The organism is Bacteroidia bacterium (genome assembly GCA_041391665.1).
In the GTDB taxonomy this organism is placed as follows: domain Bacteria; phylum Bacteroidota; class Bacteroidia; order J057; family J057; genus JAGQVA01.
The window spans coordinates 2,636,731-2,661,862 of record JAWKNO010000001.1 but is presented as its reverse complement, the minus strand read 5'-3'; the positions used below and the strand labels follow the sequence as shown (position 1 = coordinate 2,661,862).

Here is a 25,132-nt window from a genome sequence, read left to right as displayed (position 1 = left end):
TCTGTCAGGGGATTAAAGCGCCATTTTCGTATCGCTCTTCTGTCTGAAGACTGCCATCCGGGTTATACACTTTTTTGACACCGTGCAGCATCCCTTTCAGATATTCGGCTTCAATCTGAATGCCGCCTTCGGGGTAATATTGTTTCCATAGGCCTTCTGCTCTGTCAAGCACATAATTACCTTCCTTTTTAATATTACCGTTGTCATAGTAGAAAACCCAGAATCCTTCTGACTTACCGTTGTGGAATACCCCTGTTTGTTTGAGTTGTCCGTTTTCATGCCAGCCTTTCCATTCACCTTCAAACAGCCGATTTTTGTATTCGCCTTCAAGATATTTTCCCCCGGCAGGGTGATAGGTAGTCCATATACCGACTCTTTCATCGTCTACATAATATCCTTCTTCAAAGAGAGAGCCGTCTGAATAAAACCCCTGATATTTCCCCTGAATTTTACCGTCAATATAGTGACAGATCATTTCCAGTTCGCCGGTAGGGTGAAAGCCTTTAAAGGTGCCGTTGAGTACCCCATTTTTGTAGTAACATTCTTTTTGTTTGGTACCGTCTTCATAGTCTTTAAAATAACCGATAAACAGGCCTTCATACTGATCGCCGATTTTGTATGATCTTTCTTTAATAAAGCCATTGGAATAGTATTTTTCCCATGGCCCCTCTACCCGCCCCTCCTTATAATAAACCTTTTGCATGAGGCGTCCATCTTCGTAATAATCCAACACTTCCCCATTTAGTGCCCCCTGTTCATAATAAGCCAGTTCCTGAAGTTTACCATTTTCATAGTAGATTTTCACCTCACCATGCACTTTATCAAAGAGGAAAGTACCGATTTCCTTTAGCTGATTATTGGTATGGTAAAAAGTCTCAAACAGCCCCACTTTCCGACTGTTTACATAGGTGATTTTTTGTTTGAGAACCCCATTTTTATAGTAGATCTTCCAAAGACCTTCGAGTTCGCCGTTTTCATATTGCCCTTCCTGCCAGAGTCTTCCATTATCATAAAAAATCCTGTACCACCCGTGGCGCACTTTTCCATTTTCTGTTTGTTTTACCTGATATTCTTCCTTGAGATCATGGTTGGCCTCATTATACCATGTGCGGATAATCTCCCGGGCCTGCGCCGTTTCCTCCGCATAATATAGGGAAGTAGATTGTTGGGCATAAGCCTGAAAAAACAAGACGCAGAGAAAGGAGGACAGCGGAAAATATTTTATATAGCGCATGATATATGGCATATTATATATGCAACTTAAACCGCAGAATCACACAATCAAACACAATAAAAAGGCTGAAATTACATCTGACCAATTAAAAAATTATCTGGTCAGATATAACTTCAGCCCATAGTTTCAGATGGGAAAACCTGAGATTATTTTACATCCAGTTGCATCTGAACGCCTTCCAGTGGATAGTTTGGACCGTAATCGAGCACTGCTGCGATCAGATAAGAACCTTTGTTGAGTTTTTTAGGAAGTGACAATTCCGTAAGCGCGGTTCCTTCAGGAAGAACTTTAAAAGTAACCGGATCGAGTTTTTCCTCTTTTGCATTCTGGAGATCGGAAACTACCAGGTACATATTGCAATCAAGGATTTTGTCACCCACGTTCTGGGTTCTTACAATAAACTTCTTTTCCTTGCCACCTTCAGGTGTAACATCTTTAAACTCACCCAGTTTGGCTTTTGCATTCTGGTTGGAACGAGGAGATTGAGTGATAAACAGACCGATTGCCTGGTTTACTTCGATACCCATTGCAAGGTCTTTGTCTGCTTTTGGCGCTGTCTGCTCCTTTTTCAAAGTGACATACACGAGCGCCCATTTGGTAGCAGCATCACGGCTGGGGACATTGAGGGAAACGGTTACTTCCTTAGATTCATTAGGACCAAGCTCTACCAAAGCCGGAGTAAAAGAAATCCACTCTGCACATGATCTTTTGCTTGCGCCTTTTTCCTGTCTGACCACATTACCGTATTCGTCGAGATACCAGTCAGCGGCAGTCAATGTATAAGACGCCTTTGTATTAGAGGTATTACGGACAGTGATGGTTTGTGCCTGTGAATTGCCGGGCTCCAGAGAAAAGTCAATTCTGACAGGAGATAATTCCAGTCCCTGACCAAAGCTCAATGTAGCCACAAAACATACAGACATAATAAGAGAGAACACGAATTTTAACTTTTTCATAGCTTTTGTTAAACGATTAGAAATTACACAAACAATAATAAGTTTGATTTTATTATTATATCCGAAATTTCCACAATTTGTATTTAAGGCGCAATAGGGTAGTAACAAAGCATGAATACATGTAGAGAAATCTGGGAGTCCAAACCAGGAAAAATAAAATCTGGTTGCAAAATATCATAAATTAACACATGCTATTGACAGTTAAAATCGCATGTCAAGCTATATCAAAACTCAGTCTTTCATATTCATATTCAAAAATTGAATAACTATTCATAAAAAATATTACCTATTATATATCAATAAAATAATTTTTCACATTCTGTAATATATACCAAAAACATCAGGCTGTAAAATAATTTAAGTGACATAATTTGCACTCAACAAATTCAATTTAATTTTTATACAATCTATGAAGGTTTTAAAATTCTCTCTGCTTCTTTCAATCTCCCTGGTTTTTGCAAATGCTATGAATGCGCAAACAGATGACATTAACATCTCAGCGGCGTTTTCTTCATCTATTGACCTAACTGTAACGAGCGGCGCTAATATCAGCTTCGTAGTTGCCACACTTGACAACTATACCAACGGGCTCGCCGATCCTACTGCTTACAACTCAGAATTTGAAGTAAACTCCAGTGTAGACTTTAAAGTAGATCTGACCTCCACCAACTTCACCGATGCAGCGGGAAATGTGTTGGACGCACAAAACTTTGGCTATACCATTGCTGATAATGGAACCAATGCAGCAGGCACCAATCATCTCCTTTTGGGTGATGTCAACACTCCGTCAGCTATGGCTGTACTGGGCGTCAACAACGAAATTGTAACTGCTAGCGGCTCCGGAAACGCAGGCAATGCAGCTGCCAACGCCTATGTACTGAAGTTTGAATTAGGTACAGCCGCCGCCAGAGCGGTAAGTGGACTTCCGACTATGCTTGAGCAAAATATTACGCCAGGTACTTATACGGCTGTAGTAACACTCACAGCAAGCGCTATGCCCTGATAATTTGATAATTCATTCATTGACCAGATACCTTCGGGTATCTGGTCTTATTTTAAGTAAAATGAAAAGAATCTTCTTTCTATGCCTGACATGGGGAATGATTGCTTTAGTGCAGGAGCCCGCTTTCACTCAAACCGACGATATCCAGATTTCCGCTGCCTTTTCATCTTCCATTGACCTCACTGTCACTTCCGGCGCAAATATCAATTTTGTGGTTGCCACATTGGGAGAATACACAGGCGGCGTATCCAGCCCCTACAATTATATTTCCGACTTTGTGGTCAACTCAAGTGTCAATTTTAAAGTGGATCTCTCTTCCACCAACTTTACCGATGCAGCGGGCAACACCCTGAACGCGGGAAATTTTGGGTATAGGATCATCGACAACGGAACCTATACCGTGGGAGTAAACCATTTGCTGCTCGGCGATGTCAACAGCCCTTCCGCAGTAGCCATGCTGGGGCCAAATACCGAAATTGTCACCGCTACCGGTAGCGGAAATGCAGGTCCGGCTTCCGCCAATGCTTTCCGCCTTCAGTTTGAACTCGGTACGCCTGCCGTTCGCGCAATCAGTGCACTTCCCGCTCTCCTTGATCAGAATATTATTCCCGGCACTTATACAGGTGTAGTTACACTTACCGCCTCTGCGATGCCCTGATACAGCGACACAAACTTCTAATCTCCCAAAGGTACTGAATTATGAAAAAGTGGATCATTACCACGTTTATCCTGCTCTTGCGCTTTTCTACTTTCGCAGTCGGTGAAGCTTCTACCTATTTTGAGATATTTGTCCCGCCCAACAATGATGCTGTAAGACGTGATGTGTCTCTCATTATCACCGCATTATATGACAGCACCTATTTTACCATCACTGACGACGGCAAAGATGGCGACACAGATGACTCAGTAACAGGTATGCTGATGAGCGGGCAGTCATATGTACTCTATATCAAAGATGGCGCGGTCAACGATGACGCCAATCCGCCCGGTCAAAGCGGCGCCAAACAGGACGGAGATTTTTTTATTGTAACTGCCGATAACCTCATTTTCGCCTCCCAATCCACCAACTCCGACTGGCAGCACGACTGGGTACCCGCCACCAATAAAACTTCCCTTGGGAACAAGTTTATTGTTTTTTCGCCTCCTACCTCCTACTCACCGAGAGACCTGAATGTTTATGCCTATCAGGATTCCACAGAAGTTACGATCCGCGAAATATCTACCACATACACTACAACAACCGGCTACACGCAAATAGACGGCAGGCAAAACAAAATCGTCGCCCAAAGAACCATCCACATCGGACAGGATATCATCAACTACCATACCGACGGACGGGATATTATGAAGTCTGGCGGCACCTATATCATTGAAACCAACAAGCCCGTAACGGTTCAATACGGCGCACTACACGGAAACGCCCGGGATGGAGGCAGTTATGTACCCTCAGGAAATGGTACTTCCTCCGGCGAATTATTTTATTTTACTGTCCACTATCAGGCTGACAGAGAACAAGAAATCAGAATCGTCTCGTGGGATCCCAATAATGCAGTTACGCTGGACTACTTTGATAATGGCAGCTGGAAAAATATCCAATCCTGGAACCTGGGCGAACTGGAACCCGGCGACTGGGTTTCCTATTCGGGAAACATCACAAAGGTATTCCGCATTACCTGTTCGCCCGGAAAAAAAGTGTCTGTCTTTGAAGCCAACTGGCTGGAAACCGGATCACCCGGCACTTCTGATATCGCTTCCATGGTATCTTCCAGAGATGGCACAACCGCCGGCGATGCCTTTCTGGTTTACCTCGCGCCCCCGGGAAACGAAAATAATGTCAGAAATCCCAAAACAGGGACAAAATATACACAGGCTACCCATGCCTACATCTTCTCCCGTGATACCGCTCACGTTACCGTTGTGGATGCACATACCAAAGGTCAGGTGCTGAACCGTTCCTATACGATTGTACCTGGAGATTATGCCGACTGCTTTCTTACCCTGGACGAATGGAAGAGCATTTACAATGGCACAGGAACCGCCAGTGCCGGCCCCGAAAGACCTTATATCCTGATCACTGCCGACAGAGCAATCAGTGTGTTCAACACCAATTTCAATGACAACTGGATGTCTTATTTTGGCACATCCCAGACGCAGGATTTTGGGGTAAATGGGGTTCCTGAAAAAGAAGCCTCTACGCCCGGAGATTCCATTTCCATTGTCAATCAGATCATCCTTCCCGGCAACGACTCTCTGACCCAGGCGGTGATCGAAATCGTCATCGGCGACGGCGCAACCGTTGTCGAATCCAACCTCCTCAACAATACGGATCAAACTGCTACCGGAGGAAATATCAATAAAAATGCCTCTACCGGGGAAACAAAAATCACTTTTGACAATGTCTCCGACCTCGATCCACATAAGTCCTATTCGACAGAAACCGAAATCATCCTCGACGGCAACTTCCACAACGGGGATCTTATCCCCAATAATACAGTTGTGTCGGTTGAAACGATTGTTTCGGGAGAAGTCAACGGCAACTTCCAGCAGGCAGCTACTTCCGTAGGAATTAAAAACGAGACCCAAAACTATCTCAACACGCTTTTTTACCGCGTCCAAAATGGAGGCCCATTGGTAAGCAGTACAGGTGATCATCTCAGTGTATCATTTGGAGATTATAACAATGACGGGTTCCAGGATATATTTATGGGAGGGTTCAATTCCGGCGAGCCCAACCTCCTCTTTAAAAACAACGGAGATAAATCATTTACCAAAATCACTACGGGAGATATTGTAACTGATTTAGGCTCAGCGGTCGGAGGCACATGGGGAGACTACGACAACGATGGCGACCTTGACTTGTTTGTGGGAAATGTCGGCTCTAAAAACAAACTCTACACCAACAACGGCGATGGCACTTTCCGCAAAGAAACCAAAGGAGAGGAAGTATCTTATACCGGGCATTGTTATAGCGTTTCGTGGGTAGATGCAGACAATGACGGGTATCTCGACCTGTTTGTCTCCGACTATATTTCCAACCGGCGCAATCTCCTCTACAAAAACAACGGAGAAGGTTCATTCAAAACCAGCGGAGAGGAAACATTTACCAAACTCGACGAAACCAAAACTTTTCCCGAAGCCTCGTACAGCATCGGCGCTACCTGGTGCGACTACGACAATGACGGCGATATGGACCTGTTTGTACCCAACTCCAATGGGGAAAACAATTTTCTCTACAGAAATGAGGGAAATTTCACGTTTACCCGAATCACCGAAGGCGCGATTGTCAACGACGGTGGAAGTTCTGTAGGCAGTGCATGGGGAGATTATGACAATGATGGTGATATGGATTTGTTTGTCACCAATATCAACAAACAGGTAAACTTCTTCTACAACAACAACGGAGATGGCACCTTCTCCCGAATCACCGACGGAGCAATTGCCAATGACAAAGGGGAATCTCAGGGAAGTTTTTGGGGCGATGTTGACAACGACGGTGACCTGGATCTATACGTAACCCATGCAGAAGAGCCCAACCGAAGCCTTTACCTCAACAATGGAGACGGTTCCTTTTCCAGCGATATGACTGAGCCGTTGATTAAACTGCCGGATGTGTCATTGGGCACGGCTGCTGCCGATATAGACAATGACGGAGACCTGGATGTAGTGGTAGCCAACCACCTCGGCGCACCCAATTATTTTTTCACCAATAACGGTACAGACAATCACTGGTTTGAAGTAAAACTGGTTGGCACAGTTTCCAACCGGACAGCAATCGGGGCTACGGTAAGAGTAAAGGTCAACCTTCGTGGCGAAGAAACCTGGATGATGCGATCTGTATCAGGGCAAAGCAGCGGCGGTGCCAGCAGCCAAAACAGCCTGGTTGCACATTTTGGTATCGGAGATGCAACCACGATTGACTCGATTCAGGTAGAATGGCCTTCCGGCTTCCAGCAATTTGAGGCAGATGTTGCAGCCGACCAGCTTTATGTCATCGAAGAGGCCAGCGGAACCCCGGTGACCGGAAAAGTATTTTTTGATGCAGATAGCTCCTGCACTTTCTCTCCCGGCGAAGCGGGGATTCCCAATCAGCTGATCCATATCATGCCGGGCGATTTTTATGCCGTTACTGATACGGGAGGAAATTATAAACTGAACCTTCACAACGGCATTTATACCATTTCGCAGGCCCCCAATAGCGCCTGGGCGCAAATCTGTCCGGAGGAACCTGCTTCATACTCCGTGGAGATTTTACCCGGAGGCGGAACGCCGGTTTATAATTACACCAGCGTGTCTGATATCACCGATTGCAGTGCAGGCTGTACCCGCACCATTAACAACAACAACTCCGACATTACCGTCAACAATGGTCAAAGAGTATGTATTGCGCCTGGCGTTACATTCACCCGAAGAATCACCCTCAACGGAAATGGTGTGATCGTCATTTGTGGTACTGCTACTCCAAGTGAAATCAAAGTCAATAACAATGGCGGCGCGAGAATCATCGTCAGCAGTTCGGGTACATTGCTCACCAGCCAGGTACAGATCGAGGCCTCCAATACCGCATTTATCAACTACAGCCCTAATGTCTCAATCAGCAATCTGAGCATCAAAGGTATTTTTGAAAATCACGGTACCATGAACATATCGGGTTTTGATATGGATGGAAATGGCAAAATCCTTAATTCCGGAACATTAAATATCAGTTCGAACGTGGACAATAAGGGCACAATCGACAACTATGGCACAATGGTGATTTCGGGAAAAATGGAAAATGTCGAAAGCGCGACATTCAACAATTATTGTAAAACGACCCTGACCGGAGACTTTGTCCAAAAGGGAATATTTACCCACAAAGGATATCTGAAGTCAAATGGTAAAACTGAATTTACAGAATCCGGCACCAACACTTTCGGTAAAAACTCCAGACTTGAAACGGTGGACCTCGTCCTGAAATCCACGCTCACCGGCCCCAACAGACCGGGCGTAAGCATCGCCGTTTCCAATAATACCGAAATGGAAGTGGGATCGCTGCTTACAGGATATATTGATATTTGCGACCAGACAGGCATCGAAAAAATGTACGCCAGTCTGGGTACATTCTCCTCGATCGACTGCTCTATACTGGTAGAAGGAGAACCCTGCAACGACGGTTCGGGAAATACTGCATATACAGATTATGACTTTGCCAATGCAGGATTGTGCAACTATCCGGACCTTGCGGTTACCATTGGAACTTCCGCCCTTCGCCGGGGCTTTGAAAATGATTTTGTCATCAATGTACGGAATAAAGGTTCTGTTGCAGCTACAGACGTAATTCTGGATGTAGTCATGAGCAACGACCTGAACGCCCGAAGGACGAGTCTTCCATGGACCGATTCCATCCCTGGCAATAAAGCCGCTACGTATCGATGGGCGTTTAACACCATCCCGGCCCTTGCTACCCAGACCATCGTACTGACCGACTCAGTAAAACCAGAAGCTGTATTTGGCAGTTTTATCACTACGACTGCTTCGATATTTGCTGCGGAAGCAGATTGTGATTCGATTGACAATATCTCGGCCTCCACCGATGAAGTGGTAGGTTCTTATGACCCCAACGACAAGCAGGTATGGCCCAAAGGGTATGGAGATAAACATTATATCCGCACAAATGATACCCTGAGTTACAAAATCCGCTTCCAGAACGTAGGTAACTATCTGGCCAGCAGAGTAATCGTTTTTGACACATTATCTCCCGACCTGGAATTGTCGAGTTTTATCCCGGGACCAATGAGTCATGACGGATATGTGATTATGGGCGAGTCAGGCATTCTGAAGTGGACATTCAACAATATCAACCTGCCCGACAGCGGAGCCAATGAGCCTGAAAGTCACGGGTTTGTATTATTTAAAATCAAACCCAAGGCAGACCTGCCACATGGAACCATGATCAAAAACAGCGCGTCCATACAGTTTGACTTCAACGAGTTGATCTACACCAATGAGGTATTTAATACCATCAGCAACCGCAGTAACTACCAGGACGATTATCTGCTCGAGCTGACCGCATTTCCCAACCCGGTTACCGACCGTTCGGCCATCATGACCAAAAGTCTGGAGGAAGGATTGTTGCCGATCCCGCTCAAAGAAGTGGAGATTATCAATTCGGCGGGAATAAGGGTACGACACTGGACAGATCTCAACCAGGTAGAAATCCCCGTATTGCGTTCAGAATTCCTGCCCGGCGTATATATCATGAAAGGATGGGATCATGAAGGGAACAGTTATCTCGGGCGAATGATTGTTGAGTAGTGCTTTAATTTTTGATGTTCGGAGAATGGGGAGGGCACTGCCTTTCCCTTAATCCTTTGCAAAGTTCTGAATATAATTATACATATCACCTCCATCATATCCATAACAACCTACATATTTCCAATCTGGGTCCAGCATATTATAGCGATGTCCCCTGCTACTGATTCCACTATCAATCAACAATTCAATTACTAAAGTTCTTGCATCTTTTGTTCCCCCTACGATATTTTCATTTCCTGACAGCCCACTGCAAAAACTTGAAATCCTGGAAAATGGACTTGACCCATCAGAACCAGTGTGGTCTGTAAAACCTCTTTTTTTACAATCTTCTCCATGTTTTTTTGCCGCTTCATACACACATTTTTTGGGAAAAAGAATTTGTGCGGGAGTCATTACTTTCAATTCTTCAATCAGCTCATTTCCGGCTTCATATTCATCTTTTGCCAAACCACCCCAATATTTTGATCTGTCTGATAAATAACTTTCCACAATAGAAGCATACACTTTGGGATATTGCCTGACAAAATTAATTTCTCTAATCATTTCTTTGTCCATAGCGTTAATGCCAGTTTCACCATTAGCGGTGCTGATTTTTCTGAAATCAACTTTTGAACTATCTATTCTTCCCTTAAATTCAAAGATATACTTGGTAGTTTCACACGATTCTCCCCATGTAAAAGCGTGTCCTTTTGAACTAATATAAAATCCAAAATACAAATCGTCTTCGTTCATGATATGTGTATAGGAACTGCATAAAAAATACAAAGCACTTTTGTCGGAATAACCGCTGCCGCTACCATAAGCAAAACCACACATTTTATTAACCCCCTCGTATTCAGGATTAAGGTTTCCATCAACCATTTGTTTACAATTCAGCGCTAAGTTTTCATCCCATATTACTTTCTCTATGGGTGAGGATTTTTCAAGTACTGAAATGAACTTCGGTTCATATTCATTAATTATTGTTTTATAGGTAGTCAAAAAATTACCGGGATTGGTTCTCGCCTCGTTGATAAGGTTAAAAATGTCAGACGCTTTACCCGTGGGTTGGGAAAGTACAGCTAACGAGCACATCGAAAATACTAATATTACCAATGCTTTTAATTTCATAAGGGTTATAATTATTTATGTAACTGAGTTTGTTTTTAAGGTTGTCAGTGAGGGTTTTGGCTATGCGTAGTGCGGGTTTCGGCCTTCTTGTCGTCCGTATGTTTTATTCTTCTCCAAAGTAGTCACTGTCAAGTTTTTTGAGTTCGTAAGTCTGTTGTGTTGTGCAACCAAGATTATAGTCAATCATTAGTTGAGCCAACTGTTCACCGTCTATGAGAACAATTTTTGTTTCATTTCTCGGTGTGTATTCCAATGCTTCCTTAGTAAAATTTGATGTCGTGATGAAAATTCCTTTTTTAGCTCCTTGTCCGGCAAGTGCACCAACAAATTTTTGAATTTCTGGGCGTCCAACAACATTTCCTGGTTTCCAACGCTTGGCTTGAATGTAGATAATGTCAAGTCCGAGTTTATCTTCTTTGATTGTTCCGTCAATTCCTTCGTCACCACTTTTTCCCATTGCTTTACCTGCGTCTTTGATCGAACCACCGTAACCCATTTTTACTAACAGTTCAACTACAAGTCTCTCGAAAAATGCAGGTGATAGTTCAACCACTTTATTAAGTAATTCAGAAGCTAAGGACTTTCTTATTCTTTGATATGCTTTATCTAAATTCTCTTCAGGAGTTTGTTCATTGGTCTCGATGGTTGCGATTTCATCTTCTTCAGTATCATCATTTCTTGAAGCGTTTTGAAATTCTAGAAATGCAGGGAATTGTCTTAGATATTTCGCATCAACTCTCTCAGGATTTTTTGCTAATGTTTGTCTGCCAATATCTGTAATTACAAATGTTGCACGTTTCGGAGAGTCAAGTAGCCCTGCTTTTTTTAGATAAGTCTTTGCCCAACCAACTCTGTTGTCAAAAATTGCTTGGTTGCCACTTGCTAAAAGCTCTTTCCTTTCTTCGTCGGTTACTTGAAATTCGATTGCTAAACTTTCAATCAAGTCTCTGTATTTGTATTCTTGTCCGTCTGAAACAAGTTTAAGTAATGGAAGCATTAAGGATTGGTAGTCTGGTATCATATATTTTCTTTTTGTGGTCTGTATGGAAATTCTCTTTGGCATTTTTCCCAAAATATCTCTCCATTTACTTCCGATAAATGTTCTCTGAAAAAATTAATTGTCCCCGCCTTCATAGTTTCTATTGCTTCTAAAAACTTGTCATAGAAAACTAAATGTTGTTCGCTTGCAGAACGTCCTTTGTTCATAGCAAAAAATATGTCGCTTGGATGATAATGGTAGTTGCATCCACTTGGGCAATTGCCAATAAACTTTGGATATCTTGTCAGACTTCTGAATTTATCGTAATTAGGTTTAAAGTGCGAAAAGCAAACCATATCTGTTAAAATTGTCAGGAAGAGTGCTACTGCAAAATATTCTTTTCTGTCTTTGTCTAAAAAGTTAAGATGGTCAAGGACTGGTGTTAGTCGTTCGTATTGAATTGAAAATGTCTGTTTGTTTTGATTGTCTTCGTGAAACTTACTTTCATCAGGTATTGTCGAGAAGAACCGATTTATGTCGTCTTGAAAATTTGAGTTGTAGTATGTTTTGAAGTCTGTCATTTATTTTCTGTGTCGTCTTTTAGGCTGCCCGATAACATCCGCATATACGCGACGCGTTCCGTTTACTTTCTCCTCGCCTCTCACCAATATCCTCCCTTTCCCCCAGATTTACAAATATCTGGCAAGGATATATCCAGGCTGTCGGGTGGCGATGCGGGTTTGTGTTGCCGGACGGCGCAGGCCCCGGTCATGGCCCGGGCCAGGCAGCGATCACTTACATTGTAACAGTGCTTGTGAATCCGGGCGTTTGGAGCTTAACTTAAGGAATTATAAAGTAACGGAATTATAAACTTATTGGGACATAGAATAGGCATCGATCACAAAGAGACCGCCAATGAGCGAAACTCTGCGTGTACTTTGCGAAAATCTGCGTTTTACGTGTATTTATTTGTCTTTGACAAGTAAACATAGGGTTCACGCAGAGGACGCAAAGTACACGCAGAGGACGCAAAGTTTACGTATCTGCTAAGGCAGACTCACAAAGGCCACAAGGAAACTGCGCTTTGTGTCCCTCGTGGCTTCCTGGTGTCCCTGGTGGTTGATCCCAATGAGTTGATAATTCCGCAACTTCATGCGGTTGAGATGCTTCGGTAGCACATTATTTTTCTGCGCGGTTTCCGTCTTTTGTAATCTGATACCAATTTTCACTTTCCCACATGGAGTGCTCTCCCTCTTTGATTGTCTCACAATCGTCGGAAACTTTCGCAAAATCTCCCTCGAAAGGATATGCGCAGGCAAACTTTGGTTCGATGATTATTTTTCCATCAGGGTCGGCGTACCCAATTTCCCCGTTTTTAATGATCCGGAAAAACCCGCTTTGTATTTCGTCAGGTCCATTATCATAGTTAAAGACTTCATACAACTCAGTTCCATTTTGGTCAATTCCGAGTATTTTCCCCGTTCCTTTTTCGACTACCATTCCGAAACTGCGGATCGTGTCGGAATAATAATAATCATATTTTCCAATGGGTATAATTGTGTCACCTTTTGAATTCAGATAGCCTGAAAGACTCTCCATGTCGTCTGATTCGCCCACAGAAAATCTAATCAGATAGTTGTCCTTTTCCGAGCCACAAGCTGAAATGAAAAACAAAATTATAATTCCGAAGATGAGTTTTTTCATAATGTTCTACAACGGTTAGTATATGAAGCGTAGCCTGCCGATAGGCGGCTATGATTTTATATACATTGTTCTATGCCGCCTTTTTAATTTATCCATTATTTGCTCTTTATTCAAGTAGTTCGAGAATACTGTATTTGCCCCAAGATCTGTTAATCTGCCATCATTCTCAATATCAATTCCAATAAATTCAATCCCAAGGTTTTGGCACGTTTTAAAATCCCATTCTCCATCTCCAAAGTAAATTATTTGCTCTGGTGTTTTTTTGTTTTTTCTTGTTAGTTGTTCAATTACATCTTTTGTTATTGATTCTCTTGATTTGTGGTAATCACTATGTGAAAAGCAAATTTCATCTAATCCTATACCAATAGTTTCAAGCTTCAATTTTGCAGATTTTTCCCAAGAGCCCGTGGCAATTCCTAATTTGAATTCTTCACTTTCTTTTAGTTCGTTAAAAAAATCTTTTGCTCCTTCAACTTCACTAAATTGAAACTTGTCTTTTTTTCTTTCCGTTCTCAGATTCGCTACAAAGTTTGAAATCATCAATTCATATTCGTTTCTTCTTGGTTTTCTCTTCCACTCTCTTTGAACTATTTCTTCTGTAATTCCCCAATCTGTAACATTCTTTAAGTTCTCCCATTTTTGATTCCAAATATCTATTTCAAAAGTTTGTTCAAACGCTTTCATAAAGCATTTATCTTCAACTTTTTTAGTATCTGTTAATGTTCCATCTATATCAAAAATTACAAATTTCATTTACGTTTTTTTCTTTTGGTGGCATAGAACATCCTTATATACGCCACCTGTAGCGTATATTTTTTATTGCCTCGTACAATATCCTCTCTTTCCCTCAGACTTACAAGTATCTGACAGGGATATCACTTACTTAAACGCCATGGGAACACAAGGCCCGAGAAAGTAAAAGTTGTCGATCAGGACATTGCCCGAGTAGGTAGGAAACTGCGAATAATAGGCTTCGAGGATCAGGTACTTGTAGTCGCCATCCTGAGGAGCGATGGTAAATTCGTAAGTAAGCCAATCTGTCTGATTGACGACTCCGGAATCCCACAACAGCTCGTCGCGCCCACAGCCTTGTTTACCGCCCCAGACGTGGAGCGCAACTGAGCCGGTAAAATAAGACGAACCGGCCGAAAAGGTACTGGATCGCGCAAGATCGATCGAAAACCGATAACACCCACCCGCTTCCAGCGGGTCGTCGAGCACTTGCTGACAGGTTTCCCACTTGTCGGGAAATGGGACACCTTTCCCCCTGCATATCATGCTGAGATAGGAAGTACCGCCCGATGGCGGTGTATTGACCAGCCAACTCCCTGGCTGGGTGTCGGGCGTACTGCCCTGACCACATGGCTCCCAGCCTGCGGGTATGACTGAAGGGCCTCGCGGCCCTTCAAATGAAGGATTTTTTATTTCCTGTGCACTTACCATCAACAAATTCATACAGAAAACCGCCAGAACAGGGATTCTGAAAATGCCTATCATTTTTCTTTGGTAAGTAAAAAAGTTTTTAATTTTCTGTTTTCACCCGAAACCCCAAGTACATATCTCCCTTTGGGATAACTGGCAATATCTGGAAGTGAAAATGCGTTTTCTCCCGGTTTGTTTTGGGTTTCGCCCTCCCAAAGGAGGTTTCCATTTTCAGTGTAAAACTGAATTTTTACATTTTCGGGATTGTCAGATCGCATATTTATCCTCAAATCGTCGGTAAAACTGAGTGGCTCTACTGACAGTATTTCCAAACCCGAAGCCTGTGCATTATAGTTTACCAGTAACGTGGGCGCATATGAAAAATCTCCTGTATTGGTCAATTGCCTTAGTCTGTAGTAATTTTTACCTGCATTGGGCTGGGCATCGGAATAACTATAACCCAAGGTGGCACGTGTACGTCTTCCGCCTGCCATCTTATCCATGGGCTGAAATTTTTTACCATCCGTGCTTTTTTCTATAAAAAAAGACTCATTGTCATTTTCTCCCTTTGTCCCCCACTCCACCAGCACCATATTACTGCCTTTTAATTCTGCTTTCATATAGGCAAAATCTACCGGTACGGGTTTGTTGATATATTCTTCCTCACCGGCTATGACAAACTGGGTCGGATTGGAATGGTTAAAAGCTTCTGTTTCCAGCCATTCGGGCGCATAGATCTCCGATGTGCCCGACTCCTGAATTTCTTTATCGAGAAAATATCCGTGCAATCTCTCCGCTTCCACCATTTCTGAGGCAGGTTTGTTCTCATCGGTATTGCCGTAATACATAAAAAAAGGCGTATTCTTTCCGGAGTATAATGTGTCGAGCACAACCCATGCTGTCAGTTCTCCCTTCTGAGGGTTATAATTTTCGATAAACATTGGTAAGTGGGTGGCGCCGTCTGCGTCGGTAAACCGGATATCATACCCCTGTGCCTGCTCAACTTTACCTCCAAAGGCTGCCAACTTCAACTGCGGGGCAGAGATTTTTACATAGACCGGAAAATCAATCAGATTGGTTTCACCATGTACCAACTGGCCATCGACATAAAATGCCTGACGCCACTTATAGCCCGGCATATTACCTACGCCGCCAAGGCTGACAGTGAGGAAAATAGCGGCCATAATTGCTATGGATGTTCCTGCAACTTCTCTCCGGTTGGAAAGCTTGGTTCCCAGAAGTTGAGACATGCGATTTCGGGGTATATTCTTCTGATCCATAATTCATTAACTGTATTTCACTGATACAATAATATGAATTATGATTCAGTCATCAGAACCTAATAGCCGGGAAATATTACACAATATGAAACTTATTTCACCACAAAAAAAATCCCCCCAGGACTCACTCTCCTGCGGGGGACAAAATAATAAAGCCAATGTTTCTTATCTACTCTTCACCACCTTCAAAACCGCCGCCGCCGGAGTCGCGTTGGCGCTGGGGTTTTTTCTGCTGATTGAGGCGGTAGGTAAAGCTGAGGAATACTTGTCTGCGGGTACGCCACTGCCCTTCACGGAATATGTAAAAATTTTCACCTGATGATTCAAACCTGTACCAGCTGGTGTTGAAAATGTCGGTCATCCGGAAATTAACCGTAGCCTTCTGCTTCATGATATCTTTACTGATGCCAGCGTCGGTATAGAGCGTCTGGTATCTTTTTCCCTGAGGAGTTCTTTCAGGTCCCCGGTAATTGACCATTACCTGAAAATCAAAATCATAAGGCAATGAGAATTTGGTATTCAACCGGGAAGTATAGCTGAAGAAGTTGGTCTGGTTTGCAAAACCCAGATTCTCAGCGTTGAGTTTTCCCTGAAAAAGATTACCACTCCAGGTTACATCCCATTTTTTGACTGGCGAAAAGTTCAGACTAAATTCCACACCGATATCATCACGTGTGTTCAGGTTTTCGGGACGAGAAATGCTCACCCCCTCCGCTGAAACTGTGCTGATATGAGAGAATACCCCATCGGTATGGCGATAGTAAACACTGGAGCTCAATGAAGCATCTCCCCAGTATTTGATATGGCCGATCTCCATGGAATGAGAAAACTCAGGGTTCAGATTGGGATTTCCGCTGCGGATACTCTGCGGATTGGCGTAGGTAAAAAATGGATTCAGATCCCAGAAGTTGGGGCGGCGAAGTCTGCGGCTGTAACTCACCTGGATCGAATTCCCCTGATTGATCTCATAACTCAGGAAAGCACTGGGGAAAATGTTTTGATAATCTCTTTTATTGATTTCGTTGGTGGTGCGAAGAACCGTAGATATCGCTGTCAATTCTCCCCGCAAACCAAACTGGTAACTAAATTTTTTGAATTTATTTCCATAAGAAGTGTACAAGGCATGAATCTGCTCATCGTATGAAAAATCATTACTGATATTATCCAGCACCGACCATTGAGCGAGCTCGTTATTGAATTCCTCTACTTTGTAAGTATTGTCGATATTGCGAATGCCTGTGCGGTAACCGGTTTCAAATTTCCCTTCTTTCCCGACCGGATGTACGTAGTCAACTTTGACGGTCAGTTCATTTTGATCTTCAGAGTTTCTGATACGCTGTAATATATCGGGAACCCCTAACAATTCATTATAGGCATCATATTCTTCGTTAACCGCATCCATTGCTTCGGTGTCTTTACCTGAATTGTAAATTACATCTGCGGTTAGTTTCCTGTCTTTTTGGTCAAAAGTTCTCTCAAAGTTCAGGGTATAGTCTATGCTGTGGTCATTCTCATTTTCTACATTTTTGCGGAGAAGAATATTATCAAGTATTTTCTGAAAGTCATAATTCAGATATCTGATCGATCCTTCATTGCGATCCAGACCTTTTCGCATTAAGATAGAGCCGGTAAGGGTCGTATATTTATCGGGATGATATTCTGCTCCAAGGCGAAGATTGCCGGAAGTACCACCGCGAAACCCTCTTTCAATCTGATCCTGATAATAAGAGGTATCTGCATTAAAAATTTCACGGGATTCGTTGGAAAGGCGGGGTGTCCAGCGATAACGTATGCCTGTGCTGGTAAAAAAACTAAATTTTTCCCGGCGGTAGTTCAGGTTTACAGATGCATTATGGCTTTGAGGCCAGCCACCGGTAACCGCAAAAGATCCATTCCAGCCCTGTTTACGTTCGGTTTTTAGGATAATATTAATAATCCCTACCGATCCTTCGGCTTCATATCGGGCAGAGGGATTGGTAATGATTTCTACCTTTTCAATCATATCGGCGGGGAGTTGTTTGAGTGCATCTGCACTGTTGACACTGGTAAAACCAGAGGGTTTTCCATTGATCAACAGCCGCACACCGCTGCTTCCGCGAAGACTTACCTGACCTTCGATATCCACAGTTACCGAAGGAATATTGTCGAGCAAATCAGAAGCTGTGCCCCCATTATTGGAAAGATCTTTACCTACGTTGAAAATCTTTTTATCCAGCGCAAATTCCATCCGGCTTTTTTCGGCAGAAATCTCCACCGCGTCCAGTGTGGTAGCTTTTGAAGTTAACCGTATCTCCGGAAGCGTTACGACCGGATGTTCCTGGTCAAGGACAATATCAGGGATATACTGGCTTTCAAAACCGAGGAAGTTTACACGAAGAATATATTCGCCAGCTGCAACTTCCAACTCGAATTTTCCGCTTACATCTGTTACTCCGCCATTCACACCTACCGAATCCTGTTTGCGAAGCAATGCAACGGAAGCGTATTCCAGCGGACTGTCTGCGTCCGCGTTAATGATTGTTCCAACTACTTTGAAGGTCCGATTTGTACCGGCCCGTTGCTGGGCCAGTACATCGGATTTATAGCACAATGTAAAGGAAAGGAAAATGAATAGAAGTCTTAGTTTTTTCATGGAGGAATGTATCATAATGCAAAAGTACAGGCAGACTCTGATTAGAATTTGTAGTAAATCTGAAGGAATTCTGAAGAATTGGTTTTTGGGATGATTTTTAATACAAAAAACTTAATTTGGGCTACAATAACTATGTAGTATTTGAAATTTTCTTTCCATGCTCAATCACTGTAAACTATTAATTATCACCCTGTTACTGGGTATCGGTTGCGGAGGCAGTGCGGTAAAGCAGCTGCCGGAGGCTTCAAATTTTGATCAGGCAATTAATTTTGCAGGTACAGAATATATTACCAATGGGCCTGTGGCAGGATGTGTAGTTGGGGTAATACGCAACGGCAAACGAGAGGTGTATGCTTTTGGTACCAAAGACCTTAAAGCGGACGAAAAACCCGATGAGCAGACAATATTTGAAATTGGTTCTATTACCAAAACTTTCACGGCTACGCTTTTGGCAGACCTGATAATCGCGGGTATATGTAAGCCTGAAGATCCTGTAAAAAACTTTTTGCCGGATTTGTCTATTAACGAATTTGAAAACACGCCGATTACTTTACTGGATCTTACCACCCATACTTCGGGTTTGCCAAGAATGCCTTCCAATATTGGTTTTTATATACTGAAAGACGCCGAAAACCCTTACGCGGCCTACCCGGTTAGTGAATTGTACAGTTGGCTTTCCAAATACAAACCCGAAAAAGCTCCGGGAAACTCTTTTGAATATTCCAATCTGGGTGTAGGGTTACTCGGGCATACATTGGGCAAAATCAACCAGTCAGATTACGAACAATCCTTGCAACAGCGGGTTCTTTTTCCGCTAAAAATGACTCACACAACGCTTTCACTCACCGACAGCCAACGCCAGAATCTGGCCCTCCCCTACAGCAAAAAAGACCTCGTATCCAACTGGGACTTTACCGATGCGTTTGCGGCAGCAGGAGCGATCAAATCCAACCTCAGCGATATGTTTCTCTATCTGGAAGCGCAGATGGGGATAACTCATAGCTCCCTTGACTCCGCCATTTCCCTTACTCATATACCACAAAGACCGGATGGGAACAGGGGACAAATTGGAATGGGATGGATGATCCGTACATCTGATGATGGAAAGATTACGCTCTGGCACAACGGAGCTACAGGTGGTTACCAGAGTTTTATAGGGTTTATGCCTGAGGAGAATATCGGCATCGTAATCCTGATGAACACCGCAACCAGCAGCACACAGGAGGCAACAAACAGTGGTTTTTATTTATTAAATGCGGCTTCTAAACAATAGCCGAAAATTCATATACACCTGATTTCCCGGCCATCCACTCGGCAGCAATCACCGCACCCAATGCAAAACCTCTTCGGCTATGTGCATGGTGTGAAATCGTGATCGTATCAATATCAGAAGTATAGCCTACGGTATGCTCTCCGATGATTTCACCGCTTCTCACATACCCTACGGAGAGTTCTTCTGCCGCAGGTTTACGGCTGCGAAGTTCTTCGCCTGCCACCCGCGTTTTCCGATCCAGCCCGGAGATGATCTGCATGGAGAGGGAATGGGCCGTTCCACTGGGCGCATCGGCTTTATGTCGATGGTGGCGCTCTTCTACGAAACAGTCATATTGTTCATACCGGTTCATCAGTTGCGCCAGATATTGGTTGAGTTTAAAGAGCACATTTACTCCGATAGAAAAATTGGAGCTGTACATCAAACCTCCGCCTGATGATTTCACAAGTTCAGTTACGGACGCCAGTTGATCATACCAGCCGGTTGTACCGGAAACCATTGGCACACCAGACAACATCACCTGTTTCAGATTTCCGGAAAAGCTGTCAGGTTGGGTAAACTCAATGACAACATCCGTGTTGGCTGGAGAGATTGCAGAAATACTTTGCTGATTGTCCATATCTACAATCAGGCTGATCACGTGTCCCCGGGCAAGGGCTTCCTGCTCAACGGCTTTGCCCATTTTCCCATAACCAATAAGCGCAATTCGAAGCATAACGAAAGAATTAGAAAGCAAAAGTAAAGGAAATACCCGGAACGTAACCAGTAGCACTATACCCTTGCAGTGGATCTACAATTGCAGGCCGGGCTTTAAACGAAAGATCCTCGGAAACATCAAATCCTTTAAGATGCGCATCTACATAAGCTTCAATGACATGCAGGCCATGCCATCCCAGCATCAGGATGACACCGTAGTCCCGGTCGCGCCGAAACTTATTGCGGCGTGTGCGGATCCCCTGTGCATCGAAGCTGGCAAACTCCGGGTCAAGTACGCAATCTGGCAACAGCCCCAGCGCACACTGGTAAGCTACGCCATGCCGCTGATATTGCTGCTGGTTGTAGTTAATCCACCAGATAAAAGCGCCATAGCCAGTGTAAAAAAACGGGATCTTCCAATAACTTTTGTTGTAGGCCTGTCCCCATCCGGGGAGGATCAGGCTTCGCTGGTAGGCGACCGTCGGGTCAAACGGCGGACGCCTGCCGGTAGGCTCAAATGCTTTGGGCAGGGGGATCAGGATATCGTCGCGCCAGGGAAACTGAATGCGAAGGCGGAGTTTTTCGTCAGCCTTTTCCAGCCGGGGTAGTTCACCTTTTACCGATTCTGCTATTTCTTTGAGTTTTGCGGCTTTGGGAACAGGCTCCGGCACAATCATAGGCAAGGGAGCCTGATGAATCTTAGAAACTGAATCAATAAAAGCATTCATCCGCCCGGAAGTATCTGGCGGTAGCGAGTCAGTCTGGCTATACAGATTCAGGCTACCCGCAAGCAGAAACAGCCCGGTTGCGACCTTTAGACAAAATTTAATAATCGTTTCCATCCGCCCCATATATATCCAAAGTGTATCCATCCGCCTGTGAAGTTGGTTGGATCAAAAATCAGATGTCAAGGATTTCGAGAATAGTGTTCAGGTCTTTGCTGGAATCAAACGGAATGGTGATTTCACCTTTTCCATCTTTATTTTGCTGGAGTTTGATTTTGCGGGCGAATTTCCGGGTGAGGTCAGCCGCTACTTTCTGAAGCAAAATCTGGTCGGAGGAAGGTTTTTCAGGCGTAGCCGTTTTTTTCTCTTTGGGCTGATTTGCCTGACGCACCATTTCTTCTGTCTGACGAACAGAGAGTCCTTTGGAGATAATCTCGTTGAATATATCTTCCTGAAGTATCGGATTTTCTATACTGATCAGCGTTCTTCCATGTCCAAATGAAATCAATTTTGACTTCAGTCCGCTCATAATGGTAGGTGGTAGTTTCAGGAGGCGAAGGTAATTGGAAACTGACGCGCGGTTTTTGCCTACTTTATCTCCCAGATCTTCCTGTCTCAGCCCGATTTCGTCGATCATTCGCTGGTAGGAAAGGGCGATTTCTATAGGATTGAGGTCTTCCCGCTGAATGTTTTCGATAAGGGCCATTTCAAGCATTTGCTCGTCATTGGCAGTGCGGATATATGCAGGGACTTCTTTCAGTCCGGCAATTTTGGAAGCTTTGAGGCGCCTTTCACCGGCGATCAGCTGATATTGTTTATCTGCAAGCCTTCTTACTGTAAGCGGCTGAATAATCCCCTGTTCACGAATGGAATCGGCCAGTTCTTTTAATGCTTCATTATCAAAATCATGCCGTGGCTGAAACGGGTTTGCATCAATCTGATCTACGGGTATCAGGTTGATGGTGGTAACAGCTGCTACCTCGGGTTTTCCGGCGGGAAGATTGGTAGGAAGAAGGCCTTCCAACCCTCGTCCCAATGCTTTTCTGGTCTTGGCCATGTTTATTTGTTCTTCGAATTCTCCGCTAAAGTACACATAATCCGCACCTCTGCCAATGCTATTTTTCTGTATCCACCCTGAAACGAAGCGGGAACGCCTACTCCAGTACGATATCGTTGCTTCGCAGTTCGATCGAGCGGCGAATGACTGTATGCGTGGCTTCTGAGGCCATTCGCATAGCCTGAAAAGGAGATTGCCGGCGGAAAAAGTAACTCATAATAAAATGAGCGGCAAATATATCGCCGGTTCCGCTATAATTGACGGATTCCTTTTTATGCAGATATTGTTGTGCGATACCATTGTGGTGAAGCAATAGCTTCAGCTGGTCGGGGTGAGGCATGCTGGTAACGATATAGCTGAGTGAGGGAAATTTTTCGCGAAAAGCCTGAAGATGCTCTTCTTCCGTCGCAGACGCTCCTGCACCGGAGAGCAGGGTAAGTTCGGTATAATTGGGCAAAGCCCAGTCGGCTATTTCAAGTAGTCCGGGCCATGCATCGACAACTGCCTGAGGAACATACATCTTCCCATGGTCGCCCGAAACAGGATCTACGACGATATTTTTAATAATATCCCGGTTTGCCTCAATGAGTTTACGAATCAGCTTTACCTGGTCTTTATCGCCGAGATACCCCACATATACAATCAGCTTTTCTTCACGGGCACGGGAAATAGCAAATGTGCTTTCCAGAATTTCGGAAAGATGGGTTTCGGCTTTGACAATGTCGGGGATATTGGTGAGCCCACTCAAAAACAGACTGGGTACAGGCAGGACTCTTGTCCCCAAAAGACTGACAATTGCCTTCAGACTCGCCGTTCCATGTACAGCGAAGCTATGGATTGTTAAAATTTTCATAGTAGTTTGCAAACCTGAATATATGAAAAAAATATTTATCACAGACCTCGACGGCACATTGTTGAGAAATGATGCCACGCTTTCAGCTTATGCTCGGGAAGGGCTGGAGGAATTAATTCGAAGAGATATCCCCATATCCTTTGCTACTGCGAGAAGTATTGTTTCGGTAAAACTTATTATGGGCGACCTGCCGCTGAAGCTGCCGGTAGTGTGTTCCAATGGCGCTTACCTATCTGATCTCCGAACCGGAGGCCACCGAGCGATTCATTCTCTCGAAAAGCCTATGGATCATGAACTGCTCAAGTTTTTTAAGAATGCCGGATTTCATCCCTTTGTATGCAGCTGGCATGAGGGACGGGACAATCTCTATATCGAGCCAACCCTGAATGAAGGTATGAAACATTACCGGCTGGACAGAATCGCAATGGGGGATCAAAGATTAAAGGATGTTCATGATGTTTTTACCGTCTTGCATGAAAAAGTCATTTGTCTGAATATGATTGACAGGATTGGACCAATGGAGGAAATGCAGGCGGAGCTTCACCGCATCTATCCGGGGAGGTTACAGACTTACATATATGAAAATGGCCACGGCAGTGGTTGGTTCTGGCTTTCAGTGTACGACCGTATGGCTACCAAAGCCCGCGCCATTTCGATGATGATTGAGGAGATGGGGTACAGTCATGAACACCTGACGGTGTTTGGCGACAACCTGAATGATATCAGTATGTTTGAAACCGCGGGAAACCGCATCGCCACCGGCAATGCCCGGGACGAGCTGAAAGCCCTTGCGACGGAGGTCATCGGCACCAATGAGACAGATAGTGTGATTGATTATATTTTTAGTCAGATCAATCAGTGAATTTATGAATATGATTCCTCCGCGAAACGCTGCGTGGACTTTGCGTGAACCCTCACGATGTTGATCGAAGATCATCTCCCTGCCTTTGAACGCAGATTACGCAGAGTACCACGCGGAGGAACGCAGAAGTCACAACACCCTTTGCGTCTGCCCATGCAGATGCGATTCCTTTGCGGACTTTGCGTGAACCCTCACGATATTGATCGAAGATCATCATCCTGCCTTTGAACGCAGATTACGCAGAGTACCACGCGGAGGAACGCAGAAGTCACAACACCCTTTGCGTCTGCCCATGCAGATGCGATTCCTTTGTGGACTTTGTGTGAACCCTCACGATGTTGATCGAAGATCATCTCCCTGCCTTTGAACGCAGATTACGCAGAGTACCACGCGGAGGAACGCAGAGAGTACCTTGTCTTCCTTTGCGTCTGCCCATGCAGATGCGATTCCTTTGCGGACTTTGCGTGAACCCTCACGGTGTTGATCGAAGATCATCATCCTGCCTTTGAACGCAGATTACGCAGAGTACCACGCGGAGGAACGCAGAGACTACAATACCCTTTGCGTCTGCCCATGCAGATGCGATTCCTTTGCGGACTTTGCGTGAACCCTCACGATATTGATCGAAGATCATCTCCCTGCCTTTGAACGCAGATTACGCAGAGTACCACGCGGAGGAACGCAGAAGTCACAACACCCTTTGCGTTACTCTGCGATTCCTTTGCGGACTTTGCGTGAACCCTCACGATATTGATCGAAGATCATCTCCCTGCCTTTGAACGCAGAGTACGCAGAGTACCACGCGGAGGAACGCAGAAGTCACAACACCCTTTGCGTTACTCTGCGATTCCTTTGCGGACTTTGCGTGAACCCTCACGATGTTGATCGAAGATCATTCCCTTGCAAACATATGAGCGCTACAAAAACGTGAATGGTTTTCTCCTGGCTGTACACTGCATTTGCCACCACCGCCCACATTACATAGAAGAAGATAAACCGAAAAACATACAGAATACAGGAAAATTGTGTCATAGTTTTGCGTGAGTTTTACTTAT

At 44.2% G+C, this 25,132-nt stretch carries 19 protein-coding genes; 5 read left to right on the top strand and 14 right to left on the bottom strand.

Features of this window, described 5'->3' with window-relative positions:
• Positions 1–4: 4 nt before the first annotated feature.
• Together R3D00_10880 and R3D00_10875 are read right to left on the bottom strand one after the other, a co-directional pair.
• Complete coding sequence (locus R3D00_10880; protein MEZ4773675.1) at positions 5–1,234, bottom strand: hypothetical protein; 1,230 nt, start codon at positions 1,232–1,234, stop codon at positions 5–7.
• A gap of 146 nt (positions 1,235–1,380) precedes the next feature.
• Positions 1,381–2,190 (bottom strand): Fn3-like domain-containing protein, encoded by an 810-nt coding sequence (locus R3D00_10875; GenBank protein MEZ4773674.1) that lies wholly within the window; start codon positions 2,188–2,190, stop codon positions 1,381–1,383.
• A gap of 409 nt (positions 2,191–2,599) precedes the next feature.
• On the opposite strand from R3D00_10875, the gene R3D00_10870 reads away from it, so the two are divergent.
• From R3D00_10870 to R3D00_10860, 3 genes are all read left to right on the top strand, one after another.
• Positions 2,600–3,193 (top strand): hypothetical protein, encoded by a 594-nt coding sequence (locus tag R3D00_10870; GenBank protein ID MEZ4773673.1) that lies wholly within the window; start codon positions 2,600–2,602, stop codon positions 3,191–3,193.
• A 61-nt stretch (positions 3,194–3,254) separates the two neighbouring features.
• Positions 3,255–3,851, top strand: coding sequence for a hypothetical protein (locus R3D00_10865; GenBank protein MEZ4773672.1), 597 nt, complete (start codon positions 3,255–3,257; stop codon positions 3,849–3,851).
• Positions 3,852–3,892: 41 nt separating this feature from the next.
• Positions 3,893–9,484: an FG-GAP-like repeat-containing protein gene (locus R3D00_10860; protein ID MEZ4773671.1), complete on the top strand. Its 5,592-nt coding sequence runs from the start codon at positions 3,893–3,895 to the stop codon at positions 9,482–9,484.
• Between the two features lie 48 nt (positions 9,485–9,532).
• Here R3D00_10860 and R3D00_10855 read toward each other — a convergent pair whose 3' ends face one another.
• The 8 genes from R3D00_10855 to R3D00_10820 form a co-directional block, all read right to left on the bottom strand.
• Positions 9,533–10,594 carry a CAP domain-containing protein gene (locus tag R3D00_10855; protein ID MEZ4773670.1) on the bottom strand — a complete coding sequence of 354 codons (1,062 nt, stop codon included), beginning with the start codon at positions 10,592–10,594 and terminating at the stop codon, positions 9,533–9,535.
• A 103-nt stretch (positions 10,595–10,697) separates the two neighbouring features.
• Entirely contained in the window at positions 10,698–11,615 is a 918-nt protein-coding gene (locus tag R3D00_10850) for a restriction endonuclease (protein ID MEZ4773669.1), read from the bottom strand.
• Positions 11,612–12,154, bottom strand: a complete 543-nt coding sequence (locus R3D00_10845; GenBank protein ID MEZ4773668.1) for a hypothetical protein — start codon at positions 12,152–12,154, stop codon at positions 11,612–11,614. The genes R3D00_10850 and R3D00_10845 overlap by 4 nt, the downstream gene beginning before the upstream one ends.
• A 598-nt stretch (positions 12,155–12,752) precedes the next feature.
• The gene (locus tag R3D00_10840; GenBank protein MEZ4773667.1) at positions 12,753–13,277 is read right to left on the bottom strand and encodes a WG repeat-containing protein; all 525 of its coding nucleotides are present in this window, start codon (positions 13,275–13,277) and stop codon (positions 12,753–12,755) included.
• A gap of 48 nt (positions 13,278–13,325) precedes the next feature.
• Positions 13,326–14,030: an HAD hydrolase-like protein gene (locus R3D00_10835; protein ID MEZ4773666.1), complete on the bottom strand. Its 705-nt coding sequence runs from the start codon at positions 14,028–14,030 to the stop codon at positions 13,326–13,328.
• Positions 14,031–14,156: 126 nt separating this feature from the next.
• The gene (locus R3D00_10830) at positions 14,157–14,774 is read right to left on the bottom strand and encodes a hypothetical protein (protein MEZ4773665.1); all 618 of its coding nucleotides are present in this window, start codon (positions 14,772–14,774) and stop codon (positions 14,157–14,159) included.
• Positions 14,771–15,949 (bottom strand): DUF2341 domain-containing protein, encoded by a 1,179-nt coding sequence (locus R3D00_10825; GenBank protein ID MEZ4773664.1) that lies wholly within the window; start codon positions 15,947–15,949, stop codon positions 14,771–14,773. The genes R3D00_10830 and R3D00_10825 overlap by 4 nt, the downstream gene beginning before the upstream one ends.
• Positions 15,950–16,148: 199 nt before the next feature.
• The gene (locus R3D00_10820) at positions 16,149–18,611 is read right to left on the bottom strand and encodes a TonB-dependent receptor (GenBank protein MEZ4773663.1); all 2,463 of its coding nucleotides are present in this window, start codon (positions 18,609–18,611) and stop codon (positions 16,149–16,151) included.
• Between the two features lie 157 nt (positions 18,612–18,768).
• Here R3D00_10820 and R3D00_10815 point away from each other — a divergent pair, with 157 nt between their 5' ends.
• On the top strand, positions 18,769–19,884 hold the full coding sequence (locus tag R3D00_10815; GenBank protein ID MEZ4773662.1) for a serine hydrolase domain-containing protein: 1,116 nt from the start codon (positions 18,769–18,771) through the stop codon (positions 19,882–19,884).
• Here R3D00_10815 and dapB read toward each other — a convergent pair.
• From dapB to R3D00_10795, 4 genes are all read right to left on the bottom strand, one after another.
• Positions 19,874–20,599, bottom strand: a complete 726-nt coding sequence (dapB, locus tag R3D00_10810) for a 4-hydroxy-tetrahydrodipicolinate reductase (GenBank protein MEZ4773661.1) — start codon at positions 20,597–20,599, stop codon at positions 19,874–19,876. The genes R3D00_10815 and dapB overlap by 11 nt on opposite strands.
• A 10-nt stretch (positions 20,600–20,609) precedes the next feature.
• Positions 20,610–21,452: a DUF5683 domain-containing protein gene (locus tag R3D00_10805; GenBank protein MEZ4773660.1), complete on the bottom strand. Its 843-nt coding sequence runs from the start codon at positions 21,450–21,452 to the stop codon at positions 20,610–20,612.
• 28 nt (positions 21,453–21,480) lie between these two features.
• Positions 21,481–22,362, bottom strand: coding sequence for a ParB/RepB/Spo0J family partition protein (locus R3D00_10800; protein MEZ4773659.1), 882 nt, complete (start codon positions 22,360–22,362; stop codon positions 21,481–21,483).
• 97 nt (positions 22,363–22,459) lie between these two features.
• Positions 22,460–23,215 carry a bifunctional hydroxymethylpyrimidine kinase/phosphomethylpyrimidine kinase gene (locus R3D00_10795; GenBank protein ID MEZ4773658.1) on the bottom strand — a complete coding sequence of 252 codons (756 nt, stop codon included), beginning with the start codon at positions 23,213–23,215 and terminating at the stop codon, positions 22,460–22,462.
• Positions 23,216–23,237: 22 nt separating this feature from the next.
• On the opposite strand from R3D00_10795, the gene R3D00_10790 reads away from it, so the two are divergent.
• On the top strand, positions 23,238–24,077 hold the full coding sequence (locus R3D00_10790; protein MEZ4773657.1) for an HAD family hydrolase: 840 nt from the start codon (positions 23,238–23,240) through the stop codon (positions 24,075–24,077).
• Positions 24,078–25,132 lie beyond the last annotated feature (1,055 nt).